The 25,268-nt window shown below is 37.4% G+C and carries 29 protein-coding genes; 5 read left to right on the top strand and 24 right to left on the bottom strand.

Going from position 1 to position 25,268, the window contains the following annotated elements:
- Positions 1-71 precede the first annotated feature (71 nt).
- From xerD to WBG45_RS14970, 4 genes are all read right to left on the bottom strand, one after another.
- A complete protein-coding gene (xerD, locus tag WBG45_RS14985) occupies positions 72-974 on the bottom strand; it encodes a site-specific tyrosine recombinase XerD (RefSeq protein WP_424415803.1) in 903 nt (300 codons plus the stop codon).
- 123 nt (positions 975-1,097) lie between these two features.
- The gene (locus WBG45_RS14980) at positions 1,098-1,562 is read right to left on the bottom strand and encodes a Fur family transcriptional regulator (protein ID WP_424415801.1); all 465 of its coding nucleotides are present in this window, start codon (positions 1,560-1,562) and stop codon (positions 1,098-1,100) included.
- Between the two features lie 99 nt (positions 1,563-1,661).
- On the bottom strand, positions 1,662-2,180 hold the full coding sequence (locus WBG45_RS14975; protein WP_424415799.1) for a hypothetical protein: 519 nt from the start codon (positions 2,178-2,180) through the stop codon (positions 1,662-1,664).
- A 51-nt stretch (positions 2,181-2,231) separates the two neighbouring features.
- Positions 2,232-2,780, bottom strand: coding sequence for an NUDIX domain-containing protein (locus tag WBG45_RS14970; RefSeq protein WP_424415797.1), 549 nt, complete (start codon positions 2,778-2,780; stop codon positions 2,232-2,234).
- Between the two features lie 70 nt (positions 2,781-2,850).
- On the opposite strand from WBG45_RS14970, the gene WBG45_RS14965 reads away from it, so the two are divergent.
- Entirely contained in the window at positions 2,851-3,753 is a 903-nt protein-coding gene (locus WBG45_RS14965) for an aldo/keto reductase (protein WP_424415795.1), read from the top strand.
- Between the two features lie 444 nt (positions 3,754-4,197).
- Here WBG45_RS14965 and WBG45_RS14960 read toward each other — a convergent pair whose 3' ends face one another.
- Together WBG45_RS14960 and WBG45_RS14955 are read right to left on the bottom strand one after the other, a co-directional pair.
- Positions 4,198-4,452: a YqkE family protein gene (locus tag WBG45_RS14960; RefSeq protein WP_424415793.1), complete on the bottom strand. Its 255-nt coding sequence runs from the start codon at positions 4,450-4,452 to the stop codon at positions 4,198-4,200.
- Positions 4,453-4,469: 17 nt separating this feature from the next.
- Complete coding sequence (locus WBG45_RS14955; protein WP_424415791.1) at positions 4,470-5,657, bottom strand: acetyl-CoA C-acetyltransferase; 1,188 nt, start codon at positions 5,655-5,657, stop codon at positions 4,470-4,472.
- 82 nt (positions 5,658-5,739) lie between these two features.
- Here WBG45_RS14955 and WBG45_RS14950 point away from each other — a divergent pair, with 82 nt between their 5' ends.
- The gene (locus WBG45_RS14950) at positions 5,740-6,645 is read left to right on the top strand and encodes a hydroxymethylglutaryl-CoA lyase (RefSeq protein ID WP_424415789.1); all 906 of its coding nucleotides are present in this window, start codon (positions 5,740-5,742) and stop codon (positions 6,643-6,645) included.
- Between the two features lie 11 nt (positions 6,646-6,656).
- Positions 6,657-7,586, top strand: coding sequence for an alpha/beta hydrolase (locus tag WBG45_RS14945; protein WP_424415787.1), 930 nt, complete (start codon positions 6,657-6,659; stop codon positions 7,584-7,586).
- 31 nt (positions 7,587-7,617) lie between these two features.
- Here the strand turns inward: WBG45_RS14945 and WBG45_RS14940 are convergent, their stop codons facing one another.
- From WBG45_RS14940 to yneA, 6 genes are all read right to left on the bottom strand, one after another.
- Positions 7,618-7,836 carry a YneF family protein gene (locus WBG45_RS14940; RefSeq protein WP_024534923.1) on the bottom strand — a complete coding sequence of 73 codons (219 nt, stop codon included), beginning with the start codon at positions 7,834-7,836 and terminating at the stop codon, positions 7,618-7,620.
- Positions 7,837-7,914: 78 nt separating this feature from the next.
- Complete coding sequence (sirA, locus tag WBG45_RS14935) at positions 7,915-8,370, bottom strand: sporulation inhibitor of replication protein SirA (RefSeq protein ID WP_024534924.1); 456 nt, start codon at positions 8,368-8,370, stop codon at positions 7,915-7,917.
- A gap of 136 nt (positions 8,371-8,506) precedes the next feature.
- Positions 8,507-10,513, bottom strand: coding sequence for a transketolase (gene tkt / locus WBG45_RS14930; RefSeq protein ID WP_424416002.1), 2,007 nt, complete (start codon positions 10,511-10,513; stop codon positions 8,507-8,509).
- Between the two features lie 89 nt (positions 10,514-10,602).
- A complete protein-coding gene (locus tag WBG45_RS14925) occupies positions 10,603-10,836 on the bottom strand; it encodes a DUF896 domain-containing protein (protein WP_424415785.1) in 234 nt (77 codons plus the stop codon).
- Positions 10,837-10,903: 67 nt separating this feature from the next.
- A complete protein-coding gene (locus WBG45_RS14920) occupies positions 10,904-11,563 on the bottom strand; it encodes a YneB family resolvase-like protein (RefSeq protein WP_424415783.1) in 660 nt (219 codons plus the stop codon).
- On the bottom strand, positions 11,563-11,880 hold the full coding sequence (gene yneA / locus WBG45_RS14915) for a cell division suppressor protein YneA (RefSeq protein ID WP_424415781.1): 318 nt from the start codon (positions 11,878-11,880) through the stop codon (positions 11,563-11,565). The genes WBG45_RS14920 and yneA overlap by 1 nt, the downstream gene beginning before the upstream one ends.
- A 171-nt stretch (positions 11,881-12,051) precedes the next feature.
- Here yneA and lexA point away from each other — a divergent pair, with 171 nt between their 5' ends.
- On the top strand, positions 12,052-12,672 hold the full coding sequence (lexA, locus tag WBG45_RS14910; protein WP_024534929.1) for a transcriptional repressor LexA: 621 nt from the start codon (positions 12,052-12,054) through the stop codon (positions 12,670-12,672).
- A gap of 198 nt (positions 12,673-12,870) precedes the next feature.
- On the opposite strand, the gene WBG45_RS14905 is transcribed toward lexA, so the two are convergent.
- The 6 genes from WBG45_RS14905 to WBG45_RS14880 all read right to left on the bottom strand — a co-directional run bounded on the left by WBG45_RS14905 (position 12,871) and on the right by WBG45_RS14880 (position 18,625).
- Positions 12,871-13,128 (bottom strand): phage holin, encoded by a 258-nt coding sequence (locus WBG45_RS14905; protein WP_424415779.1) that lies wholly within the window; start codon positions 13,126-13,128, stop codon positions 12,871-12,873.
- A 489-nt stretch (positions 13,129-13,617) separates the two neighbouring features.
- Entirely contained in the window at positions 13,618-14,688 is a 1,071-nt protein-coding gene (gene rlmN, locus WBG45_RS14900; RefSeq protein ID WP_424415777.1) for a 23S rRNA (adenine(2503)-C(2))-methyltransferase RlmN, read from the bottom strand.
- A 251-nt stretch (positions 14,689-14,939) separates the two neighbouring features.
- Positions 14,940-15,131, bottom strand: a complete 192-nt coding sequence (locus tag WBG45_RS14895) for a hypothetical protein (RefSeq protein WP_424415776.1) — start codon at positions 15,129-15,131, stop codon at positions 14,940-14,942.
- Between the two features lie 373 nt (positions 15,132-15,504).
- On the bottom strand, positions 15,505-16,839 hold the full coding sequence (glnA, locus tag WBG45_RS14890; RefSeq protein WP_424415774.1) for a type I glutamate--ammonia ligase: 1,335 nt from the start codon (positions 16,837-16,839) through the stop codon (positions 15,505-15,507).
- Positions 16,840-16,880: 41 nt separating this feature from the next.
- Entirely contained in the window at positions 16,881-17,261 is a 381-nt protein-coding gene (locus WBG45_RS14885; protein ID WP_424415773.1) for a MerR family transcriptional regulator, read from the bottom strand.
- Between the two features lie 101 nt (positions 17,262-17,362).
- The gene (locus WBG45_RS14880; RefSeq protein ID WP_424415771.1) at positions 17,363-18,625 is read right to left on the bottom strand and encodes an aminotransferase class I/II-fold pyridoxal phosphate-dependent enzyme; all 1,263 of its coding nucleotides are present in this window, start codon (positions 18,623-18,625) and stop codon (positions 17,363-17,365) included.
- 177 nt (positions 18,626-18,802) lie between these two features.
- On the opposite strand from WBG45_RS14880, the gene WBG45_RS14875 reads away from it, so the two are divergent.
- The gene (locus WBG45_RS14875; protein WP_424415769.1) at positions 18,803-19,420 is read left to right on the top strand and encodes a trimeric intracellular cation channel family protein; all 618 of its coding nucleotides are present in this window, start codon (positions 18,803-18,805) and stop codon (positions 19,418-19,420) included.
- A 37-nt stretch (positions 19,421-19,457) separates the two neighbouring features.
- On the opposite strand, the gene WBG45_RS14870 is transcribed toward WBG45_RS14875, so the two are convergent.
- The 6 genes from WBG45_RS14870 to glpK form a co-directional block, all read right to left on the bottom strand.
- The gene (locus WBG45_RS14870; RefSeq protein WP_424415767.1) at positions 19,458-19,757 is read right to left on the bottom strand and encodes a rhodanese-like domain-containing protein; all 300 of its coding nucleotides are present in this window, start codon (positions 19,755-19,757) and stop codon (positions 19,458-19,460) included.
- A gap of 76 nt (positions 19,758-19,833) precedes the next feature.
- The gene (gene hfq / locus WBG45_RS14865) at positions 19,834-20,061 is read right to left on the bottom strand and encodes an RNA chaperone Hfq (protein ID WP_424415766.1); all 228 of its coding nucleotides are present in this window, start codon (positions 20,059-20,061) and stop codon (positions 19,834-19,836) included.
- A 69-nt stretch (positions 20,062-20,130) separates the two neighbouring features.
- A complete protein-coding gene (gene miaA, locus WBG45_RS14860; RefSeq protein ID WP_424415765.1) occupies positions 20,131-21,075 on the bottom strand; it encodes a tRNA (adenosine(37)-N6)-dimethylallyltransferase MiaA in 945 nt (314 codons plus the stop codon).
- Entirely contained in the window at positions 21,057-21,977 is a 921-nt protein-coding gene (locus WBG45_RS14855) for an alpha/beta fold hydrolase (protein ID WP_424415763.1), read from the bottom strand. Before WBG45_RS14855 ends, miaA begins: the two co-directional genes overlap by 19 nt.
- The gene (locus WBG45_RS14850) at positions 21,977-23,620 is read right to left on the bottom strand and encodes a glycerol-3-phosphate dehydrogenase/oxidase (RefSeq protein WP_424415761.1); all 1,644 of its coding nucleotides are present in this window, start codon (positions 23,618-23,620) and stop codon (positions 21,977-21,979) included. The genes WBG45_RS14855 and WBG45_RS14850 overlap by 1 nt, the downstream gene beginning before the upstream one ends.
- Before the next feature lie 14 nt (positions 23,621-23,634).
- Positions 23,635-25,125: a glycerol kinase GlpK gene (gene glpK / locus WBG45_RS14845; protein ID WP_424415760.1), complete on the bottom strand. Its 1,491-nt coding sequence runs from the start codon at positions 25,123-25,125 to the stop codon at positions 23,635-23,637.
- Positions 25,126-25,268: the final 143 nt, after the last annotated feature.

The following is a 25,268-nucleotide window of genomic DNA, read 5'->3' as shown; positions in this document are numbered from 1 at the left end:
CAACTTCTACCTGTATCTTATCAAAAGTTTGGTAAAAATACACGTCAGACATCTGACATGTTTATAAAAAATTATGCACGAGGATGAAATTGTTTATAGACATCTTTTAATCGTGTCTTGCTTACATGCGTATAAATTTGAGTTGTTGATATATCTGCATGACCTAGCATTTCTTGGACTGCTCGTAAATCCGCCCCATTTTCTATTAAATGGGTGGCAAATGAATGTCGCAATGTATGTGGCGTTATTTCATTTTGAATTCCCGCTTTCATTGCATGTTCTTTCATTAGTTTCCAAACACCCTGCCTTGTTAAACCTTTTCCTCGTTGATTAACAAATATTACATCCGTGCGATGAGTAGGCTTAATCAATTTTGGGCGACCTTCTTTTAAATATTCGGTACAAGCAGCTAAAGCTGTTGAGCCTAATGGAATAATTCTTTCTTTTCCGCCTTTACCGAAGCATCTAACAAATCCCATGGTTAAGTGCAAATCATCCATATTCAAAGAAATACACTCACTGATTCGCATGCCGGTTGCGTATAGTATTTCTAACAACGCCCGGTCTCTTAATCCTTGAGGTTTTGCTATATTGGGTGCAGCAATCAATTCCTCCACTTCTTCAATCGATAAAATTTTCGGAAGCGTTCGATCCATTTGTGGCATTTCTAAATGCACAGTTGGATCGGTGTTTGACACTTTCTCGCGTAATAGAAATTGATGAAACGAGCGAATCGATGAAATATGACGTGCTAAAGAGCGAGAAGAATTCCCTTTAGTTTTCAATGACTGTAAGTGGGAAAGAATATGAATTCGTTCAACCTCATTCAATGAAGTTATTTGTTGAACTTTTGATAAATCCTTTATGTATACTTGAAGATCTCTTTCATACGAAGTTAATGTGTTAATGGATAATTGTCGCTCGACCCTTAAAAAATGGAGATAATCTGCGACTGCGTCTTTCATTTCTATCATAGTAAAACCCTCCTTTAAACACTTCTTCAATATTGGTAATTCTGAATTCTATCGCATACTTTTTGTTTCAAGTGCAAATAAAAAAGGATAGCAATCTGCTATCCTTTTGTTGGTTGTCTATGTTCATTCAGACGATTCATTTTCATCATCCTTATCATGACATCTCCAACAGATTCCATGGAATGTTAAGCGGTGGTCTTTGATTTGGAAATTCCACCTTTTTTCAACGATTATTTCTACATCCTCAAGCAAATCTTCTTGGATTTCATCTACGGCTCCACATTCAATACATACGAGATGGTGATGGAAGTGTGCTGCTCCTTCTTGACGCAAATCGTAACGTGAAACACCGTCTCCAAAGTTAATTTTATCAACTACTTTTAGTTCTGTAAGCAGTTCCAGTGTACGATACACTGTTGCAAGTCCAATATCAGGTGCTTTGTTTTTAACAAGAAGGTACACATCTTCTGCACTCAAATGATCTTCTTCGTTTTCAAGTAGCACTCTAACTGTCGCTTCACGTTGTGGCGTCAGTTTATAGCTCGCACCATGAAGCTGCTTTTTTATCCGATCAATACGGCTCTCCATGTGACGCCCCCCCAAACTTCTTTCATTATACCAAAAGGGCCTTTCTCTTTACAAGATAGAGAAATTCACCACTTAATAATTATTATAATCTAGTACCGATTATAAACCATGAATGTATGGAAGGACAAATAATTCAAGTCCGGTTAGCACAATATAAACGATGCTTAGTATTCCTATTCCTTTAAAACTCCGATTTTTAACCAGATGCTGAGAGGATGGTGGTGGAACGAGCAAAAATCCAATAAGTAATAGTAAAGAGCAATAAATTAATTGGAAAGGGAACCACCAAAGAGCATATGCCCAAAATTCCGTTTCTTGTGCAATTAAATATCCTGAAGATATTCCCCAAAAGACCGCTCGCATAGTCCCGATTAATAGAATCATATATTTCAGAATTAGATGTGTCGCGAACAGAAGAAACAACAATATAGTAACGAGTTGCGGGAGAATGGAATCGAATCCATTAGGAACATAATCGTTTAATAGTCTAGGGTCGAGCCAATTGATGACTTTTTCAACTTGATCATAAGGCATTTTTGAATACAACCACAATCCACCTAAGTATCCGACAACAAGTAAACCTAGTAAAAATAATAATGGGAATGACCGAGTCAACATTCGCCACCTACCTTTCATAGATTAGCTTATGCGTGTCCTAGTATCATCCATTCATCCTTTTTGTAAATATTCTTTTGCCCATAAAACACTATAAGCTGTTTTCGCATCAAATATTTGTCCATTTTTCATCATTTCTTCTGCCTCTTCAACAGTTGCTTCAATGATTTCAACAAATTCATCTTCATCGAGTGCCGCAGGATTTTCAACTTTAGAAAGCCCTTCTGCAACATAGACATGAATGATTTCATCTGCAAAACCCGGTGAAGTAGCAAACGTTTGTATATGGGTTAATTTTTCACAACAATAGCCTGTTTCTTCTTCCAGCTCTCTTCTTGCTGTAACAGCAGGTTCTTCACCTGGCTCTAGTTTACCTGCTGGGGTTTCAATGAGAGACCGTTCTAGTGCTTTTCGGTATTGTTCGACAAATACGATTTTCCCTTGTGCAGTAATTGGTATAATAGCCACCGCACCAGGGTGTTTGATTAATTCTCTTTTTGATGTTTTACCGTTCGGCAAAGTTACTTCATCTACTCTAAGCGAAATGACTTTGCCATCATATATAGGAGTAGAAGATATGGATTTTTCTTCATATTTTTTCATGTATACCACTCTTTCCATTTGTTTATTTTCATCCATAATTGTACCATGAATGAAATGAGGAGGCTGACTGATGAAAAAACGTGAACTAGGACAGAGCGGGCTATTTGTTTCAGAAATCGGACTAGGGTGTATGTCTCTTCCCCCAAACAAGCAAGAAGCTAAAAAAATTGTTGATGCTGCTATCGACCATGGTATTAGCTATTTTGATACAGCTGATTTATATGATAAAGGACAAAATGAAGAAGTAGTGGGTCATGCATTAAAAGACAAACGACAAGATATCTTCCTTGCGACAAAGGTAGGAAACAAGTGGAATGAGGATGGCTCCGGTTGGGTTTGGGATTCGTCGAAATCATATATTACGACTCAAGTAAAAGAAAGTTTAGTCCGCCTACAAACAGATTATCTAGATTTATATCAACTTCACGGAGGGACTATAGAAGACAATTTGGAAGAAGCCGTCGATGCTTTTGAATCTTTGAAAAAAGAAGGAATTATTCGTGCGTACGGAATTTCCTCCATTCGCCCAAATGTTATTGACCGTTTCTTATCAAATAGCGAAGCGTGTTCGGTGATGATGCAATATAGTATGTTAGACCGCAGACCAGAAGAATGGTTCGAACTTATTGAAAGCCATAACTCCTCTGTTGTTACACGCGGTTCACTCGCAAAAGGGATGCTTACTGCAGAAGCAATGAAACGTGTGGAACATTCAAAGGGATACGGAGAATATAGCAAAGAAACGTTAATTGACACAGTATCAAAACTAGATCAAAGTGTAGATGATTTGACTAGTATTGCTCTAGCGTTTGTTTTACAACATAAACAAGTATCTGCTATATTAGCCGGAGCTAGTTCACAAGACCAAATAATTAGCACCATGCGTGCATATCATCAATCGGTTTCTTCTAATAGGCTAGAACAAGTAAAGCAATTACTAAGAGAAGATCGATACACCGGACATCGGATATAAGAGATGACTTCGAAAGACCTGATTCGCGTTTTGACGAATCAGGTCTTTTGTTATGACTAAAAATTAGGAGGGAATTGGATAGTTGCGACAATAACGTGAAAAGTTACGACGTTACCTATAAAAGTTGCGATAATATTACATTAGTTGTCGTCACTCGGGTATTCTCATTTAAGAAAAACCGGGCAAAGTCCGCCCGTCCCTTTTAAGAAGAGTAACCATTGTTATCTGTTGATTTCCGCTACGGTGGACGCTTTTCGCGGGCATGGCTTCAGTCTCCTCGTCACTGCCAAAACATCTGCTCCTGCGGTTACTCGTCGCAAAGATATTGCTGAATCAATCTTGTTGTCCAAAAACACCTGAAACACTGGATTTATGGAACTAAAATTATATACTTATCTTTTAAAAAAGCGCCCAAGAGTATAAAAACTCTTTGGCGCTTTAAGATTAAAATTTATTGCCTTTCATATCATACTCATCTAGCAATTCGGCAAATGATTTATTCTTTTCTTTTTGTTTCCTGTCGAATTCTGCTTGGGCTTGGTGTTCTTCTTCTTGAAGACGCTCAACATCTTGTAGCTGTTTTTTTGCTAGTTTTAATTTTTCTACTACGTCATTTTGAAGTTGGTCAGCTAATGTGTTCCCTTGCTCTCTATCAGAGCGTTCAGGTTGTTTACGACCTTGTTGTTTCTTTTTCGCCATCTCTATTCACCTTCTACCTATGCTCTTTTAACGATTGTAGCGACACCTTGTCCGCCACCAATACATAAAGTTGCTAAACCTGTTTTTGCATCTTGCTTAGCCATTTCATGTAGTAATGATACGAAAATACGTGCACCACTGGCTCCGATTGGATGCCCTAATGCAATAGCTCCACCATTCACATTTAATTTATCATGATTGAAAGTTAGTTCACGGTCCACTGCAATCGATTGAGCTGCAAAAGCTTCATTTGCTTCTACTAAGTCGATATCTTCCATTGAAAGTCCTGATTTTGCAAAAACATTTTTAACAGCTTGAACAGGACCAATTCCCATTACTGATGGATCAACACCTGCAGATGCATTTGCAACAATCGTAGCCATTGGAGTTAAACCTAACTCATCTGCTTTTTCTCTAGACATTACAACAACAGCTGCTGCACCGTCGTTTATCCCTGATGCATTTCCAGCTGTAACGCTTCCTTCTTTTTTGAAAGCTGGACGCAACTTGCCTAATTTATCTGCAGTCGTGCCACGTTTTGGGTATTCGTCAGTATCAAAAACAATCGGATCCCCTTTTCGCTGTGGAATTTCTACAGCAACAATTTCCTCTTTAAATTTCCCTGCATCAATTGCTTGAACTGCACGCTCCTGAGAACGAGCTGCGAATTCATCTTGCTGCTCACGAGAAATTTCGTAACGATCACATAAATTTTCTGCTGTTTGTCCCATATGATAGTCATTAAACGCACACCATAAGCCGTCAGAAACCATGCTATCTACTACTTTTTGATCGCCCATTCGATATCCTTCACGGGCATTCTTTAATAAGTAAGGTGCTTGACTCATATTTTCAAATCCACCCGCTACAACGATATCAGCATCTCCAGCAAGGATAGCTTGTGTAGCTAAATGAACCGCTTTCAATCCAGATCCACACACTTTGTTAATTGTCATTGATGGAATCGTTTCAGGAAGACCTGCAAAAATTGCTGCTTGACGTGCAGGGTTTTGACCAAGTCCTGCTTGTAATACATTCCCCATAATAACTTCACTTACTTGATTTGGTTCTAGACCTGCTTTTATTAATGCCTCTTTTATGACAAGCGCACCTAACTTTGTTGCAGGCACGTCTTTTAATGACCCTTGAAATGAACCTATTGCTGTACGAACAGCACTCACAACAACTACTTCTCTTGTTGACAATGTAACTCCCCCTAATCCGATATGAAAATATATTTGCTAGCACCCCTATATCATCATTACAATAGAATGAAGGAGGGATGATATGTTTAGTTTACCAAACAATGTGACAATTATCGAGGTAGGTCCACGTGATGGCTTACAGAATGAAAAAAATGAGGTTTCTACCGAACATAAACTAGAGTTTATACACGCACTTCAAGCATCAGGCATTCAAGAAATGGAAATCACTTCTTTTGTTTCGCCAAAATGGGTTCCACAAATGGCGGATGCAGCTGCCATCGTTGAACGAGCTCACAAGCACGGCAGACAATTCGTCTTGACACCCAATTCAAAAGGTGTGGAACGAGCATTACAAGTCGGGGCAAAAAGTGTTGCAGTTTTTGTAGGGGTAAGTAATTCTTTCAATATGAAAAACATTAACAAAACAACCGCTCAGAGCATGGCAGAATTAAAACCGCTTATTACAAATCTAAAACAGCAAGGATACTTCGTGCGGGCTTGCATATCAACAGCATTTTATTGTCCATATGAAGGAAAGATTGCAGAAGAAGATACGTTATCACTTTGTAAAGAGTTCTCATCTTGGGGTATTGATGAACTGAACGTGGCAGATACTATTGGCATGGCCAATCCACAAGAAAGTCATACCTTATTCTCACTATTACTACGTGAAATTCCAGATGTTTTATTGACTGCACATTTTCACGATACAAGAAAAATGGGATTAGCCAATATTTATGCAGCATTACTAGCAGGTGTTTCGCGCTTCGATACATCAGCTGGTGGACTTGGTGGATGTCCTTTTGCACCGGGAGCTACAGGCAATGTAGCAACTGAGGATGTGGTGAATATGCTACATACAATGGGAGTTCAAACAGGAATTGATGAGAACTTACTATGTGAAGCGGTAGCGATTATCAGTCCTTTCGTTTCAAGACCAATTGATACGGGAATGTTTAGGTTATATCAAATACAACAACAAGCATAGGAGGAATCCCCATGAAGCGTCGCATTCTCTGGATCACCAGTATTCTTTCGAGTATTATGACCGCGGGAGCGGCGGTTTTTGGTTTTATGTTAACAAGCCGCTTAATGTATATGAAGAAAAAAGACGACGCGTTTATTTTAGATCGAGAAATTACTGCGAAGAGATTTGATGAAGCATGGTTTAATTCTGTGCAAAAAACCGAAAAATGGATTGATAGTCCAAACGGTTATCCAGTGAAAGCGATATTTTTAGAACCATTGAAGACCAATAATTTTGTAGTCATTTGTCATGGAGTTACCGAAAACAAAATTAATTCCGTGAAATATGCAAGACTGTTTGAGCGCTTGGGTTTTAATTCTGTTGTCTATGACCATAGGCGCCACGGTGACTCTGGAGGAAAAACGACGAGTTTTGGCCATTATGAAAAAAAGGATTTGCAAGCAGTTGTAAAGGCAGTAAAAGAGTATGCTGGTGAAGAAGCGATTATCGGCATTCATGGTGAGTCCATGGGAGCTGCTACGACTATTTTGTACGCAGGTACACTAGAAGATCATGCTCACTTCTATATCGCTGATTGCGCCTTTTCGGATTTTACCGATCAACTTATGTATTTAATGAAAAAAGAAACTCCACTTCGAACAATTTATGCTTTAAAATTAGCAGATGTATTTTTGCGTGTAAGAGATGGTTATTCCATGAAACTAGTGTCTCCAAGAGAGGCTGTTACACATATTGAGAAACCGGTGTTATTTATTCACAGCTTACTTGACGATTTTATTTTACCAGCAATGACACAAGAGCTTTACGACTTAAAGCAGGGTCCTAAACAATTAAAACTATTTGAAGTAGGCGCACATGCACAATCCTTTAATCAAAATACTGATGAATATGAAAAAACGGTAGCTGAATTTTTACACACGTATCATCTTTTACCGAAATAAATAAAAATAGCACTCTAAGCGAGTGCTATTTTTATTTTTGTGTTTTATTCATTTGATTCATCATTTGTTTTACTTGTTTTTCAGATGGTTTACGACCCATTTGAGCCATCATCATGCGAAGCATTTGTTCGTTGATTGGTGGGTTTTCTTTTAGATACTTCATCATATATTGACGTGCAGCATAGAAACCTATTGCAGCTCCAGCTAATAACGCTACGATGATTAAAGTAATTGCTAACCATAATTGCATTGTTGTTTTCCCCCTTCTCGGTGTTTAACTTGGGTTTTTATCTCCAAGAAGGATTATACAACAAAACCCTTGTCCTTACTAGACGAAGTCTAGAATTTCTGTAAATGAGTGGATCGACCCTATCTTAATTGGCTTCAACCACCCGTAAGTAGCCTCTTCTTGTTGAAAAGCCATATAACAGTCACTTGAATCAGACAATCCTGCAAATAGGTCCAGATCCAACATATGAGATCCTTTACACCATACATGTACACAATAAGGTTCAAATTTTATTCGAATAGAACCTTTCAATGGATGTTCCAGTACTAGTTTCTTTGGTTCTTGCTCTTTATGTTCAAACAAGCGACTTAGTTTTCTTTCCAATGTCTGTTTGACAAAGCCTTCATCAATTTTCTCACATACATACGTCATTTCATTATTATCTATATCACTTTGTTTTTGATCTTTTCCTAATATTTCTTGCAACATTTTTTCACGACCTAAAACGAAAGGTTGGTATTCTTTTTTTATATGAAAAATTTTATATGTACGCATTTGATATACCCCCACTTTTTTATTTAAGTATAAAGCGGCAATGTCGAAAAGGTTGTCGAACTGCGATTTTTCACTGTCACTATTATTGACGAAAAAAAACAAGTAGTGGCGAATGCGCACTACTTGTTTTTTTTCGTTATTTATTTAGTAAAGATTTCACTCGTGCTACAACATTTTCTTTTGTGAAACCAAACTCTTTCATAATAATCTCCCCTGGTGCACTTGCACCGAAACGGTCGATTCCTAAAATACTACCTTCATCTCCTGTGTATCGTTCCCAACCGAATGAAACACCCATTTCGATTGCTAAACGTTTTTTCACAGTTTTCGGCAATACGCTATTTTTATACTCAGCATCTTGTTTTTCAAAACGATCCCAAGAAGGCATAGAAATTACTGCAACATCAATTCCTTCTTCAGCTAATGCATGTTGTGCATCGACTGCAAGAGATACTTCAGAACCAGTTGCTAATAATAAGACGTCTGCTTGTTCTTTATTAGCAGGAGATACAACGTAAGCTCCTTTTGCAACACCTTCAGCCGCAAGCTCTGCAGAATGCTCAAGAACAGGTAGGTTTTGTCTTGATAAAATTAATGCAGTTGGTACAGATTTAGATGATACAGCCAGCTTCCAAGCTTCTGCAGATTCGTTAGCATCCGCAGGACGAATAACCGACAAATTAGGCATCGCACGTAATGAAGCTAGTTGTTCTACAGGTTCATGTGTAGGACCATCTTCACCAACAGCAACGCTGTCATGTGTAAATACATACGTCACAGGTAGTCCCATTAAAGCAGATAGACGTACAGCTGGTCTTACATAGTCGCTGAACACGAAGAATGTTCCACCGAACACATGCAATCCACCATGAAGAGCCATACCGTTTAAGGCAGCACCCATAGCAAACTCACGAACACCGAACCAAATGTTACGACCTTCATAAGAGTCGCTTGAGAAATCACCAGTACCTTTTATTGTCGTTTTGTTCGAACCTGCTAAATCCGCGCTGCCTCCGAAGAACGAAGGTACAGTTTTTGCAATAGCGTTTAACACTTCACCTGATGAAGCACGAGTAGCAAGTGACTTACCAACCTCGTAGACAGGAATTTCTGAAGCATAATTTTCAGGAAGTTGTCCTTTTATTGCTAGTTCAAATTGTACTGCAAGTTCCGGATACTCCGCTTTGTATGAGTTAAATAATTCATTCCAAGATGTTTCATTAGCGCCGCCAAGTTGTTCTGCAGCTTTTTTGAACTCTGCATATACTTCTTCAGGCACATGGAAATCTTCTTCAAAAGTCCATTTGTAACTTTCTTTTGTTAATAAAGATTCATCCTTACCTAATGGCATCCCGTGTGCATCAGATTTACCTGATCTATTTGGAGAACCGAAACCAATAACCGTTTTAACTTCAATTAATGTAGGTTGACCTTTATGATTTTTTGCTGATTCAATTGCATTGTTTAAATCTTCAAGTGAATTTCCATCTGCTACGTGTAAATAGTTCCAGCCATATGATTCAAAACGTTTTTGAATTTTTTCTGAGAAAGATTTATTCAAATCACCATCTAGAGAAATATCATTGCTATCGTAAAGAACAATTAATTTGTCCAATTGTAAGTGTCCCGCAAGAGAAATCGATTCTGCTGCAACACCTTCCATTAAATCTCCATCCCCACATAATGCAAACGTGTAATGATCTACAACTTCATGGTTTGGTTTATTGTAGACTGCAGCTAAATGACGCTCAGCCATAGCCATACCAACTGACATCCCGATTCCTTGTCCAAGTGGACCAGTTGTTGCTTCTACTCCTGATGTATGACCATACTCAGGATGACCTGGTGTTTTAGAACCCCATTGACGGAAGTTTTTGATCTCTTCCATTGGTAAATCATATCCACCTAAGTGCAATAAGCTATAAAGTAACATAGAACCGTGCCCTGCAGAAAGAACAAAACGGTCACGATTGAACCATGTTGGATTTGCTGGATTATGACTTAAATGTTTCGTCCATAATGTGTACGCCATTGGAGCCGCACCCATTGGTAAACCTGGATGACCTGAATTTGCTTTTTCAATTGCATCGATTGATAATGTGCGGATAGTGCTAATAGCTAATTCATCTACGTGTTGAGACATATTTAACTTCCTCTCTGAAACAAAAGTTTTCTTCTCCATTTAGTGTAGTCAACTTTCGACGAACTGACAATGGTTTGCCCAATGTTGATTTAATTCAGAAATTTCTTTTCTTTAATTGATTTTATTTTATCGGGTGTAACATCATTGCCTTCTGGGTCCACTACTTTCACATTTTCTATCGTGGTTTTCATAGAAGAACGAAACGTTTCTAAATATTCTTTACGTAAAGATGTTTGCTCTTTAGCTTCTTCTATTGTTAGACCAATTGATTTTGATTTTTTTGATAGCTCGTTAATTCGAGCAATTTTGTCTGGAGGTAACATTAATTTCACACCTTTCTTCTAATAACCTTATTAAAAGGTATGCAAAAAAGACTCAGAGCGCAAGTATTTACCCTCCAAGTCTTTCTTTATATTCTATATACCTACGATGAACTGTAGCTTTACTAACCGGAAAACCGAAGCCTCTTAAAGTTGACGCGATTTCTGCGTATGTCAGGCCATTATTACGTAATTTCACAATTTCATCAATTGGAATTTCTTTTCTTTCTCTACCTTCAGGATTACCTTGATCCTTCAGATTTTTTTCTGGTTTAAAGCCATGTTCTACCGCTCTTCTCATGCCTCTTCGTATTTTGGCATTATGCAATTTTCGTTGATACTCTTCTACAATTGCTAAAATTTCGAGCATCATCGTATCCATTTCATTTAAGCGAATAGATCCACCATCATTTAAAGATATTATTTGTACATCTAATTTCTTCAACATATGCAATATTGCCATACGTGAATTCCCTCTGCCCAGACGAGTCTCATCTTGTATAAATACAGTTGTTATTGAATGGTTTTTAATATAATCAAGCATATCAAGTAACCCTTCTCGTTCAACAGAATACCCACTATGTTGATCAAGGAAAACATCTCTTACAAAAAAATTTTGATCTTGTGCGAATTTGCGTAACTCTTCTTCTTGTCTAGTTAAAGAAGTTTCTTGTGCTTCTTTATCAGTACTTACACGACAATAAAGAACAGCAGAATTAGAATTTGCCATTACTCCGAATCTCCAGCATATTCTACACCTTGGTCAGGAGCATACTGATCAAGTGAATTTGGAATTACAAGTGAATCACCTGAATGGATCATTTGCGTATTTAAATTATTTGCTAACATGACTTCTGAAATCCAATCTTGCTTTGGTGTATTTCCTCTATATTTATCAGACAACGTCCAAAGAGTATCTCCATCTTTTATAAATATTTCATTATGGGATTCTTCCTGCTCAGCAACACCAAGCACAAAAACTAATGCACAACTAAAGATTACACCTATTAATAACGAAATAAATGGATTGTTCTTGAACCAATTCATTTTAATTCCTCCTCGAATCGAATGTTTGTTCGTAATTTGTATTTTCACTATAAACCGAACACATGTTTCTTGTCAACAATAATTAGAACCTATGTTTGCATTTTAATATACCAATTGATATACTAAACGTAGTTAGTAAGAGAAAAACCATTAGGTGAAGAGGTGAACTAGTTGAAAAAAGTATCGAAACGACAAGAAGATATAATGGCTTTTATAAAAGATGAAGTTCGAAAAAAAGGATATCCACCATCCGTGAGAGAAATTGGAGAAGCGGTAGGGCTTGCTTCTAGTTCCACAGTTCATGGTCACTTAGCTAGATTAGAAAGCAAAGGATTAATTAGACGAGATCCTACTAAACCACGTGCGATTGAAATTTTAGAGTTTGATAACTTGGTTGAATTTCGTCCGAACGTAGTAAATGTACCGTTAATCGGTAAAGTTACTGCGGGATTACCTATCACAGCCATTGAAAATATAGAAGAATTCTTCCCACTACCAGAAACGTTTGGCACTAACGAAGACAATTTATTTATGTTAGAAATAATGGGCGATAGTATGATTGAAGCCGGAATTTTAAACGGTGACTATGTTGTTGTAAAACAACAACAAACTGCTAATAACGGCGAAATCGTCGTTGCTATGACTGAAGACGACGAAGCAACTGTTAAACGTTTCTTTAAAGAAGAATCCTACTTCCGACTTCAACCAGAAAATTCATCTATGGAGCCAATTATCGTCGAGAAAGTTTCGATACTAGGGAAAGTTGTAGGCGTTTACCGTCACCTCCATTAAGTAAGTTAAAAGCCCTTACACTTTACTTTAGTGTAAGGGACTTTTTTATAGTTCTTCAGAAGATTAATTTGCTGCTTTACCAGTATTCAATATTATGCTACACTGTTGTTGAGCCGATATCACGCCGACTGACATTTTCATCTTCAGTCGGCCTTTTTGTGTTCTTTTTCATGAAATGCTACTATTTGAATGATTGATTTATTTTAATCCTTTATCTCTCAAATACTGTGTATTGCGTCGAGCTTTGAAGCGCACATCGTTATTTTTCCACCAAGCCCACATAGAAGCTATAAACGTTATAAGTGCTGTTGCTCCAACTTGGTACTCTTCAGGAGTAAATGGTAACGGACTATTTCCCTTCATGACCAAATACTGATTAATCCAAGCAAAAAATAAAACGACCGTACGAACTATCATCATTTTATCAAAAGGTGCTTGATTTTTCGTTTCGCTCACTTCGATCCTCCTTTTTTGATGTGGTGTTACTTTATCTTATGTATAACTAATAGGAACTAGTATTTAATTAATGATTTATTTTTAATAGCAAAAAAGGACACTACCAGTCCTTTGTTGGCCCAATTACTGCACTAGGGTATCTTGAATGCTTCTGACGAATCCTTTACTAGAAACGTGATCCATTTTACAATGGAAGGCTGTGGCTTTTGAGAAATCGAGTACAGGTTGACGCTTTGCTCTTCCTTCCGGGTTGTACAAAATTACTGTCCTATATCTTGGGACTGCATCTTTTTTTTTGTATTTAAAAATGAGTACGTTACTCTTTCAGTAAGATGCACTCCAAATCTCACTAGCTCCTCATAATATATTCGCATCATGGAGTTGTAAGCTTCCTTAAAATTATCTTATTTTCCTCCTGAGGTTGGCAACAAGGTGTTAGTAGAATGTAAAAAAACGCTTCTCATTGTGAGAAGCGTTTTTTTGGTATAGTTAGGCTTGTACTTTGTCGGCTTTTTTAATTTGCTTACTTCTTAATTGACCACAAGCAGCGTCGATGTCGGCTCCTTGTTCATGGCGTACACCACAGTTAATTCCCTTTTTCTTAAGTGCATCGTAAAACGCACTAATTGCTTCAGGAGTACTTTGTTGGTATTGCCCATGTTCATCAACCGGGTTGTAAGGAATTAAGTTGACGTATGAAAGGTGACGTTTGTTTTCAAGAAGTTTCGCTAACTTAACGGCTTCTTCTACGTGATCGTTTACATCGCGTAGTAGGATATATTCAAACGTAATTCGTCGGTTTGTTTTTTCTAGGTAATAATCAATAGCATCCATCAGTTTTTCAATTGGATAAGCTTTATTGATTTTCATTATGCGTGTACGTAATTCATTGGTAGGAGCATGAATTGATATAGCTAAATTCACTTGAAGACCTTCATCTGCGTAATCGTAAATTTTTGGTACGATTCCACTTGTCGATACCGTAATATGTCGAGCACCGATTGCAAGCCCTTTTTGAGAGTTAACAACACTTAAGAAGCTCATTAAGTTCGTGTAATTATCAAATGGTTCACCAATACCCATTACAACAATATGGCTAACACGTTCTTCTTTTTTCACTTCATCAAGATGTTGTTGAACTTTCATAATTTGCTCCACAATTTCTCCTGAAGATAAATCACGACTCTTTTTCAATAGTCCACTGGCACAAAAACTGCAGCCAATATTACACCCTACTTGTGTCGTAACACAAACTGAAGAGCCATACTTAAATCGCATTAATACCGTTTCAATTAAGTTTCCATCCTGCATCTTAAACAAGAATTTAATCGTTCCGTCTGCTGATTCTTGTTTAACACTTTGTTCCAGCGTGTAAAGAACAAAGTTATCTTCTAATAATTGTATACATTCTTTACTCACGTTGGCCATTTGTGCAAACTCAGTAATACGTTTTATATATAACCAATCCCAAATTTGTTCTGCACGGTATTTTTTTTGTCCATTATCTAGAAGCCAAGTAGTTAGCTGTTCTAATGTTAATCCAAATATAGATGTTTTCATTTGATACCCTCTTTTCATAAAACAAAATCAGTACTCATTCTACTAGAAACCAGCTCACATAACAACTGATTGAATTTTCAATGTCGTATTGTACAGTTTAAAATTTTATATTTCACGTAAATCTACAAAATCATATTACAACAGTAAATCATTCTCCTTCATTATGAACTCAATTGAAGTGATTATTCCTATAACATCCTTAATTACTTATATAAAAGCACAAAACCCCACTAGAAAGTAGGGTTTTGGCTTTACTTTATTTTATTTTGTTCTTTAATCCACCAGTCAATATGATTTAGATCGAAAATAAGAATCGTGCTAATAGGACTGGTATGAGGGATTTCTTTTTGAGTCAAAAGAACAATTAAATCATCTTCAGTCATCGGGTAATTAACTGAATCAAAATAAGCAATTAATCTTTTTAACCCTTGGACTTTCCTCATTTAATCACCTCCACTAAATTCTCCTTGAATACTAAACAAAGAAAGCTTAGTGCTAGTTACTAAATAATTAATCCTAGTAGATTATACCCGTATTTCAAACTTTTAATCCAATGAATCAATTGTTTTACTAAAAAATGATTTAGAAAACAAATTACGTCAATAGATTGGGTGAACTGTGAATTATTTAGCGGTAATAGAACGGGATCAGTAGTTATTATTTCCAAGAAAGACTATGTTTAAGAATGCTGTAGATTTAGAAGTATGAATGAAAGAGTACATTTTCATCTAGTTCAAACGCACGTTACACAAAATGTATAGTCTGACTGAACCCAATGAAAAAAGCGTGAGAGCAATTGGCTCCCACGCTTTTATTTTAATACATTTTCAAATACTGTTCGCGTTCCCATGGGTGTACAGATGTACGGAACATATCCCATTCGATTTCTTTTGAATCCACGAAATTAGCATAAATATGTTCACCAAGTGCTTCACGAATCGTTTTGTTTTTCCCAAGTTCTTCTAAAGCTGCATATAACGTAGCTGGAAGATCTTCAACGCCATTAGCACGACGTTCTTCTTTATTCATCACATAAATGTTACGGTCAACAGCTGGTGGTGGTGTCATTTTGTTTTTGATACCGTCAAGACCAGCTTTTAAGATTACAGCCATCGCAAGATATGGATTAGCTGCTGGATCTACTGAACGTACTTCTACGCGTGTACTTACACCACGAGAAGATGGAATACGAATTAGCGGGCTACGGTTTTGAGCAGACCAAGCTACATAACAAGGCGCTTCATATCCTGGCACTAGTCGTTTGTAAGAGTTAACAGTAGGATTAGTAATCGCTGTAAATCCTTGAACATGTTTCAAAATACCTGCCATGAATTGATAAGCTGTTTCACTTAACTTAAGATCACCAGACTCGTCAAAGAAAGCATTGTCTTTTCCATTAAATAATGACACGTTCATGTGCATTCCTGAACCGTTTACACCAAATAATGGTTTAGGCATAAATGTAGCATGTAATCCGTGCTTACGTGCGATTGTCTTAACAACTAATTTAAATGTTTGAATGTTATCACATGCTGTAACAGCATCTGCATATTTAAAGTCAATTTCATGTTGTCCTGGTGCTACTTCATGGTGAGAAGCTTCGATTTCAAAGCCCATTTCTTCTAATTCTAGAACAATATCACGTCGGCAGTTTTCGCCTAAGTCCATTGGTGCTAAATCGAAATATCCACCTGTATCATTTAATTCAAGTGTTGGTTCACCGCGTTCATCTAATTTGAATAAGAAAAATTCAGGTTCAGGTCCTAAGTTAAAGCTTGTAAATCCTAACTCTTCCATTTCTTTTAATACACGTTTTAAGTTACTGCGTGGATCTCCAGCGAAAGGTGTTCCATCAGCTTTGTTAACGTCACAAATTAAACGTGCGACTTTGCCTTTACCCGTAATCCATGGGAAGACAACCCACGTATTTAAATCTGGAACTAAGTACATGTCAGATTCTTCAATACGAACGAAACCTTCAATTGAAGAACCATCAAACATCATTTTATTATCGAGAGCTTTGTCAAGCTGGCTGACAGGTATCTCAACATTTTTAATCGTTCCAAGAATATCGGAAAATTGTAAACGGATAAAATTAACTTCTTGCTCTTTTACAAACTTTTGAATGTCGCTTTTTGTGTACTTGCTCACTTCTTGTCACTCTCCTAAAAATTTATTATATTTTTACTCGTTTAGTGGTAAAAACGAGATAAATCACCTTGTCTTAATGAAGCCTTTTGAAATCTTCCTGCTTGTTGCATTTCAATTCTCAAAATACTTCGTAGTTCCGCATCCGTCATCTGGGCTTTTATTTCTGGAATAACTGGTTGGTTCTTCAATTCAAACAATTTTTTTATCCCCGCCATATTGATACCTTGTTCGAGAAAGTCTTTTATCTCTAATAAAGTGTCGACATCAATCAATGAAAACATGCGTCGATTTCCTTCTGTACGAGCTGGATGAATTAAATCATGATCTTCATAATAGCGTATTTGTCTGGCAGTCAACTCCGTGAGCTGCATGACAATGCTAATTGGAAGTAAAGGCATGGATCTTCTTAATTGTTGACTCACTTGACTCACCTACGCTTTCACAAGTGTTATCATACTATATGTTAGGTTTCTTGTCAAACCCATGTCACATTATCTAACATGTAAAAAATTACAGCAGAATTTTACTTTATTTTTTCATCTTGAAGTTGTTGAACTGCCGAAAGTATCGCAAATTTAACATGTTCGTAAGTTAATCCACCTTGTATGAACGCTGTGTATGGTGGGCGTATAGGACCATCTGCTGTTAATTCAATACTTGATCCTTGTACAAATGTACCCGCAGCCATTATCACATCATCTTCATAGCCTGGCATATAAGCAGGTTCAGGAGAAAAATGAGCATTAATTGGCGAATTAGCTTGGATAGCCTTACAAAATTGAATCATTTGATCAGCCGTTTTGAAGGACACCGATTGAATCAAATCTGTCCTTTTTTCAAGATAATGAGGCGATGTGTTCATACCAACTTTTTCAAGTAGAGCTGATGTGAATATAGCCCCTTTGACTGCTTGAGCTACAACATGAGGAGCTAAGAAAAATCCTTGATACATATCCGCCAACGTATTCAATGACGGACCAGCCTCTCCTCCTATACCCGGAGAAGTCATACGATAAGCACACATATCCACATATTTTTTTTGACCAGCAATATATCCACCAATTTTCGCTAGTCCCCCACCCGGATTCTTAATAAGTGAACCAGCCATTAAATCGACTCCTATATCAGTAGGTTCAAGCTTTTCGACAAATTCTCCATAACAATTATCAACGAAAATAATTGCTTGTGGTTTTAAGGAACGGATTTTTTTTGTCATTAATTCAATTTGTTCAATAGTAAATGAAGGACGATTTGCGTAACCTTTCGAACGTTGAATGGCAATTACTTTTGTCTTTTCACAAATTGCTTCTTCTACTTTTGTCCAATCGATTCCTCCATCGTCTTGTAAATCTATATGTTGATACGAAATGTTAAAGTCTTTTAGGGATCCTGTATCTTGCTCCCCGCCATCGACAATGGATTGCAACGTATCATATGGTTTTCCCGTAATGTACAATAATTCATCTCCGGGACGTAGTACACCGAATAAACTTATGGTTATCGCATGTGTACCGGAAATGATTTGAGATCTTACGAGTGCAGCCTCAGCTCCAAAAACTTCTGCGTAGACGCTTTCCAAATTATCTCTTCCTTCATCGTCGTAGCCATAGCCGTTTGATGGATGTAAATGAAAGTCACTTACTTGGTGTTTTCTAAATGCCGAAATTACTTTTTCTTGATTATAGAAAGCTATGTGATCCGCTTCATTATGTTGTGATGATATTTGTTGTTCGATATGTTTTGCTTCATTAAGTAAGTCTGGCTTTAATACGGATTGGAATGTCATATGTAATCCTCACTTTTGTCATTTTTATCTTTTAGTTTCATCTCTTATTTCATTCTTCATCTTATCAGTCCTACCCTAGTCGTCAACTTTTTAAAAGCTCAAGATCAATACCTATTGTAATTGTAGAAGAATCTGCTACAATTTAATTCGTTCTATTGAAATATGGAGGAATGTATAGTGGCTTGGGATGTATTAAGTATTATTGGAACAATAGCCTTTGCCGTTTCTGGTGCGATTGTTGCCATGGAAGAAGAATATGATTTATTTGGTGTTTATTTACTCGGAATTGTGACTGCATTTGGTGGAGGAGCGATTCGGAATTTATTAATAGGAGTACCGGTATCAGCACTGTGGGAACAAGAAATGATGTTTCAAATTGCCTTATTTGCCATTACTGCGGTTTTTTTGTTTCCACAGAATTTATTAAAACATTGGAACCGTTGGGGAAATTTTTTCGATGCAATTGGTTTATCTGCATTTGCCATACAAGGTGCATTGTTTGCAGTTCAGCTGGGATTACCGATTAGTGCGATTGTAGTAGCAGCTGTTTTAACTGGTTCTGGCGGAGGAATCGTTCGTGATGTTCTTGCCAAACGAAAACCTCTTGTACTTCGAAACGAAGTATATGCTGTCTGGGCAGTTATTACAGGACTTGTGATTGGATTTGGAATAGCCGTAAACGACATTGCACTTTATGTCTTGTTTCTTTCAACTACAACTTTACGCGTCATTTCCTATCTTTATAAATGGCGTTTGCCTTTCCGTACATTAAGAACAACAGAAAAAGCAGCTTAACTCGAAACCGAGAAAAGCTGCTTTTTTATTATCATTTTTAAAGTTCTACTTCGCCTTGCCACTCTAACATACCGCCAGACATGTTCGTTACATCAAATCCTTGACTTTCAAGGTATTCACACGCTTTTCCACTGCGTCCACCTGAGCGACAGATGATTACATACTCTTCAGTCTTATCTAATTCTTGATGCTTGAATTCCACTAATCCTAAAGGAAGATGTTGAGCTCCTGGAATTTTACCTGCCGCTACTTCGTCCGCTTCACGAACATCGATCATATTAACTGTTTCACCAGCGTCTAGTTTTGCTTGTAATTCTTCAGGTTGAATCGTCTTCATATATATACCCCCAATAGATTATTCTTTATTCATCACCAATATTATACCCCGTAAGGTATATTGTCAAACACCTTGCCTATACTTCTTCAGTTGAAAGGGAAACTGGTTTAGCAGGGACAAAGGTTGAAATCGCATGTTTATAAATGAGTTGTTGTTTGCCATCTGACTCTAACAACACTGTAAAATTATCATAAGATTGAACGTGTCCTTTTAACTGAAATCCATTTAATAGAAATACAGTAACGAACACTTTGTTTTTTCTTAATTGATTTAAAAAGACATCTTGAATATTTATCGGCTTCATGTTTTACTTCCTCCTATATAAACGCAAGTGTTTGTTTATTTATTTAGTTCCATTACATAATATTCGCTTTTAATGCGCAGATTCCTGCATATCCTGTTTAATTATTGGAAGTATTTCAGACATAGCCAGTTGTGGTTCTATCCATTTAACTGGCAATTTATTTCGGAAGTAAGTTAGTTGACGCTTTGCATACCGTCGTGAATTTTGTTTAATTTGTTCAATAGCTTCTTCCAACGAAATTTGATTGTCAAAATAAGCGTAAATTTCTTTATAACCGATGGCTTGGACTGCTTGTACTTCTTTAATTTCTCCATCCCAGAGTTGCTTGGCTTCAGTTACTAATCCTAGTTCAATCATACGATTAACTCTTAAATTAATTCGTTCATATAATACTTCCCGATCAATTTGCAACCCTAAAATCACATGACGATACATGGCTTCATGACCTTGATTTTGAGTTTCAGCCGATTTTGTTGTATCTGAGTGTTCTGCGATTTCCAATGCACGTACTACTCGTCGTGTATTATTTGGATGAATCAGCGCTGCACTTTGTGGATCAATCAATTTAAGCTTCGCATGCATGGCTACAGGACCCAGATTTTCTAGTTCTTTATAATAGCCATTGCGAACCTTTTCATCAACTCGGTCTTCTGTGAACTGAAAATCATATAAAACTGATTGAACATAAAGTCCAGTACCACCTACGAGAATCGGTAATTTTCCTCTTGATTGAATTTCTGCTATTTTTTCACGAACTAACTGTTGGTATTCTGCAACTGAAAATGACTCCGTTGGTTCTTTTATATCTAGTAAGTGATGAGGAATTCCTTCCATCTCGCTCAGTGTGATTTTTGCTGTGCCGATATCAAGACCTTTATAAACTTGCATAGAGTCACCATTGATAATTTCTCCATTTAGAAATTTCGCCAGTTTAATTGAGATTGCGGTTTTACCAGAAGCCGTAGGTCCTACTATAGCAAGCACATCTAAATCTTTCATTTTTTCTTCATCCATTTTGTAATAACCTCATATGTTTCTTCTCTTCCAATTTCCAATAGTAATTCATGCCTTTTTCCTTCTATTACTAATACTGTAATATCACTCAGTCCCGCTTTTTTATATTGTTCAGCAACTACCCAAAGTTGTTTTCCATTTTGACTTACAGGATCCATTGAACCAGAAATCATGAGAATGGGAAGATTTTTTGGAATACGAGCGATTTCTTTTTTATTATGAACCACCTGCAATCCACTAATTAGGTCCACAAAAAATTGGTTGCTTGCAACAAATCCACAGAAAGGATCATCAATATACTTCTGTACTTCATTTGGATCTGAACTTAGCCAATCAAAGTCTGTTTTGTAATCTTTGAAAGCCGCATTATATTTACCAAAAGTCAGTTTGTTTAATAAATGATTTTCAGTTTCTAAGCCTTTGACTTGCCCAAATCCTTTTGCCATCCATTTTCCTACTGAGCCAGTTAAACCAGGTGGTCCACCAGTCCCTGATAGAACAATTTTCGAAACCGATTCTCCGTACTTTTGAATATATCTTCTCCCAACAAATGATCCCATGCTATGCGTAAAAAGAATCGGTTTGTCGCATGCGATATCCTTGCGAACGTCTTGCAAAACTTCTCGTACATCTTCCGTCACTCGTTCAAAGCCATCAGTATCTCCAAAAAATCCTACTTGATTTTGTTTTTGACCAGAATGCCCATGCCCACGATGATCATGCCCTGACACTACATATCCTTTGCTGACCAGATGTGTCGCGAATTCTTCATAACGACCAATATGCTCAGCCATACCGTGTAATAAATGTACATGTCCTATTGGTGAATTCGGCGGTTTATAAACAACTGTGTAGATATCATACCCATCTGACATTTTGACATAATGTATACTTTTGGTCATTAAGCATTCTCCTTTCGGAAGGATGTTGCTTCTTGCACTTGTTTATCTAAGTCAAATCGATAGAAATCAACTTGATTTTCGGAATAACTAAGTTGAGCTTTCATCATTTGACAGACTTGCTCTTTATAAGCATGCACTTCATCCATGTTGAAATATAAATCACCTGTTCGGCGTACAAAAAAGTCTGCCGGTGTACAGGTCATTTCAAATTGGATTGCATAGGCAAGTCTAGCTGCTAAAGGCAAAGGCAATCCATATGAATTATTCTTCAGAACATTTGCATAAGCAAATAAATGATGGACATTCGTTCCATAAAACGATGCTAGTTGTCGTGATTCATCGTATGACAAACCGTATTGTTGACCTTCTAAAGCTTTCATTTCCACAAAGGATTTGAACCCTTTCGACCCACCTACAGCTCCACCGGACAACGGGAGGTGTTTCGTAACAGAAGGTCCGAAAGAAGAATCGGATTTCTTACACACACGATCTACGACCATTTCAGCCATTTTACGATAACCTGTTAATTTGCCACCAGCTATTGTCACAAGTCCACTCGCAGATTCCCAGATTTCATCTTTACGAGAAATCTCAGAAGGATCTTTTCCCTCTTCAAAAATTAGTGGTCTTACACCTGCCCATGTCGACTCCACTTGAAGTGGTGATAGTTGGATACTAGGAAACATAAAAGTTATCGCTTTTAATAAGTAGGCAACATCTTCACTTGTAGCAATCGGATTTTTTGGATCATCTCCATAAAAAGTGTCCGTTGTCCCAACATACGTCTTACCATTTCGTGGTATTGCAAACACCATTCGACCATCTTGAGTATCAAAATAGACTGCTTGCTTGAGCGGGAAATTAGATTGATCGACAACGACATGGACACCTTTGGTCATTCTTAGTTGTTTGCCATTATCAATTGAATCTTTAATTCGTACATCGTCTACCCAAGGACCTGTCGCATTCACGATATTTTTTGCATGAATGGTTGCGAGTTGTCCTGATAGCTGATCTACAACTTCAGCCCCAATTATTTTTCCTTGGTTGTAGACGAAAGATTCCACCTTCACATAGTTTACGCAAATCACACCTTTTTCAGCCGCTTTTTTTAGAACTTCTATCGTTAAACGTGCATCGTCTGTTCGGTATTCCACATAGTAACCAGCACCACGAAGTCCGTCTTTTTTCAATAGTGGTTCTTTTCTTTTTGTCTCCTCGGTGGATAGCATTTGTCGACGTTCATCCCGTTTCACACCTGCTAAAAAGTCATACACTCGAAGGCCAACAGACGTTGATATCGGTCCAAATGTGCCCCCTTTATGAAACGGCAACAGCATCCATTCAGGCTCTGTGACATGAACAGCATTTTCATAAACGATTTCTCGCTCTTTGCCAACTTCAGCAACCATTTTTACTTCAAACTGTTTCAAATAGCGCAATCCACCGTGCACGAGCTTAGTTGAACGACTTGATGTACCAGCTGCAAAGTCTTGCATTTCAACTAAAGCTACGGATAATCCCCGTGTAACGGCATCAAGAGCAATACCCGCTCCAGTAATTCCGCCACCAATGACTAGTAAATCAAATTCGTAGGTATTAAGGGTTTGGATTTTATTAGGGCGTCCTATTGCTGATAGCATCAAGTATCTCTCCTTTATTTAAACAGTCGTGTTGCAGCTACTGCTTTTTGCCAACCACTGTAAAGTGCGTCTCTTTTTTCTCTATCCATTTTCGGTGAATACGTTTTTTTACTGCTACGCATTTTTTCGATTTCTTCTAAATCAGACCAATAACCTGTAGCAAGGCCAGCTAAATAGGCAGCACCTAACGCAGTTGATTCGTTTAGGTTGGCTAATTCAACTTCTAATTCTAGCAAATCACTTTGGAATTGCATAAGGAATTCATTATTTACCGCACCACCATCTACACGAAGTGTTTCGACTTTCATATCTGCATCCTGCTCCATCGCATCTAACACATCTTTTGTTTGATAAGCGAGAGATTCAAGTGTGGCACGAATGAAATGCTCTTTTGAAGTTCCACGCGTTAACCCAAAAATAGCACCTCTAGCATCCGAATCCCAGTAAGGGGTTCCAAGTCCAACAAAAGCAGGGACTACATATACACCTTCAGTAGAATCCACTTTTTTGGCATACGCTTCACTATCTGACGCATTTTTCACCATGCGGAGACCATCTCTTAACCATTGAATCGCTGATCCGGCTACAAATACACTACCTTCCAAGGCATACGTCACTTTACCATCAATTCCCCATGCAATCGTTGTCAATAAACCATTATCAGAAGTAACTGCTGTTTCTCCTGTATTCAATAACATAAAGCACCCAGTGCCGTATGTATTCTTTGCGGTTCCTTTTTCGAAACAACATTGTCCAAACAAGGCTGCTTGTTGGTCCCCTGCTACTCCGGCAATTGGTACTGAAGCTCCAAAGAAAACAGACGGGTCTGTTTTTGTATAAACTTCAGAAGATGATGCCACTTTGGGTAACATTGAAATAGGAATATCTAATTTCTTACAAATTTCTTCGTCCCACTTTAAATCGTGAATGTTAAACAATAATGTTCGAGATGCATTCGAATAATCCGTTGTATGTTCTTTGTCACCAGACAACTTCCATATTAACCATGAATCAATGGTTCCAAATAATAAATCCCCTTGTTGCGCTAATTCTTTCGCACCTTCAACATTGTTTAATAGCCATTTCACTTTCGTTCCTGAAAAATACGGATCTAGACGTAATCCTGTTTTTTCTTGAAACCATTTTTCTAAATCTTCATCTTTTAAGTCATCTACAATTTCCTGTGTTTGTCTTGATTGCCACACAATCGCATTGTAAATCGGACGTCCCGTTTTTTTGTTCCAAACAACAGTTGTCTCACGTTGATTCGTAATTCCAATCCCATGGATATCCGTTGGTTGAGTGCCACTTTCCGTTAATACTGCTGCTATAACTGACAGGACAGAGCCCCAAATTTCATTGGCATTATGTTCTACCCATCCTGGTTTCGGAAAATATTGTTGAAATTCTTTTTGTGCTGTATGTACAAGTTCTCCCTTCTTATTAAAAAGAATGGCTCTCGAACTCGTTGTTCCCTGATCAATTGCCAACATATATTGTCCCATACTCAACCTCCCCAATTACGTTCTTAAAATCTTGGTTTTGAATGAAATTATTTCCTCTAATTATACTGTTTTTCCTAAAGGAATGTATATGAAACACCCCTCTCGCTTGAAAAGGAAAATAACATGTATAAATCTGAAAAACG

Source organism: Paenisporosarcina sp. (genome assembly GCF_049671445.1).
Taxonomy (GTDB): Bacteria; Bacillota; Bacilli; order Bacillales_A; family Planococcaceae; genus Paenisporosarcina.
The sequence above is the reverse complement of the archived record's forward strand: the minus strand, read 5'-3'. Positions and strand labels throughout refer to the sequence as shown.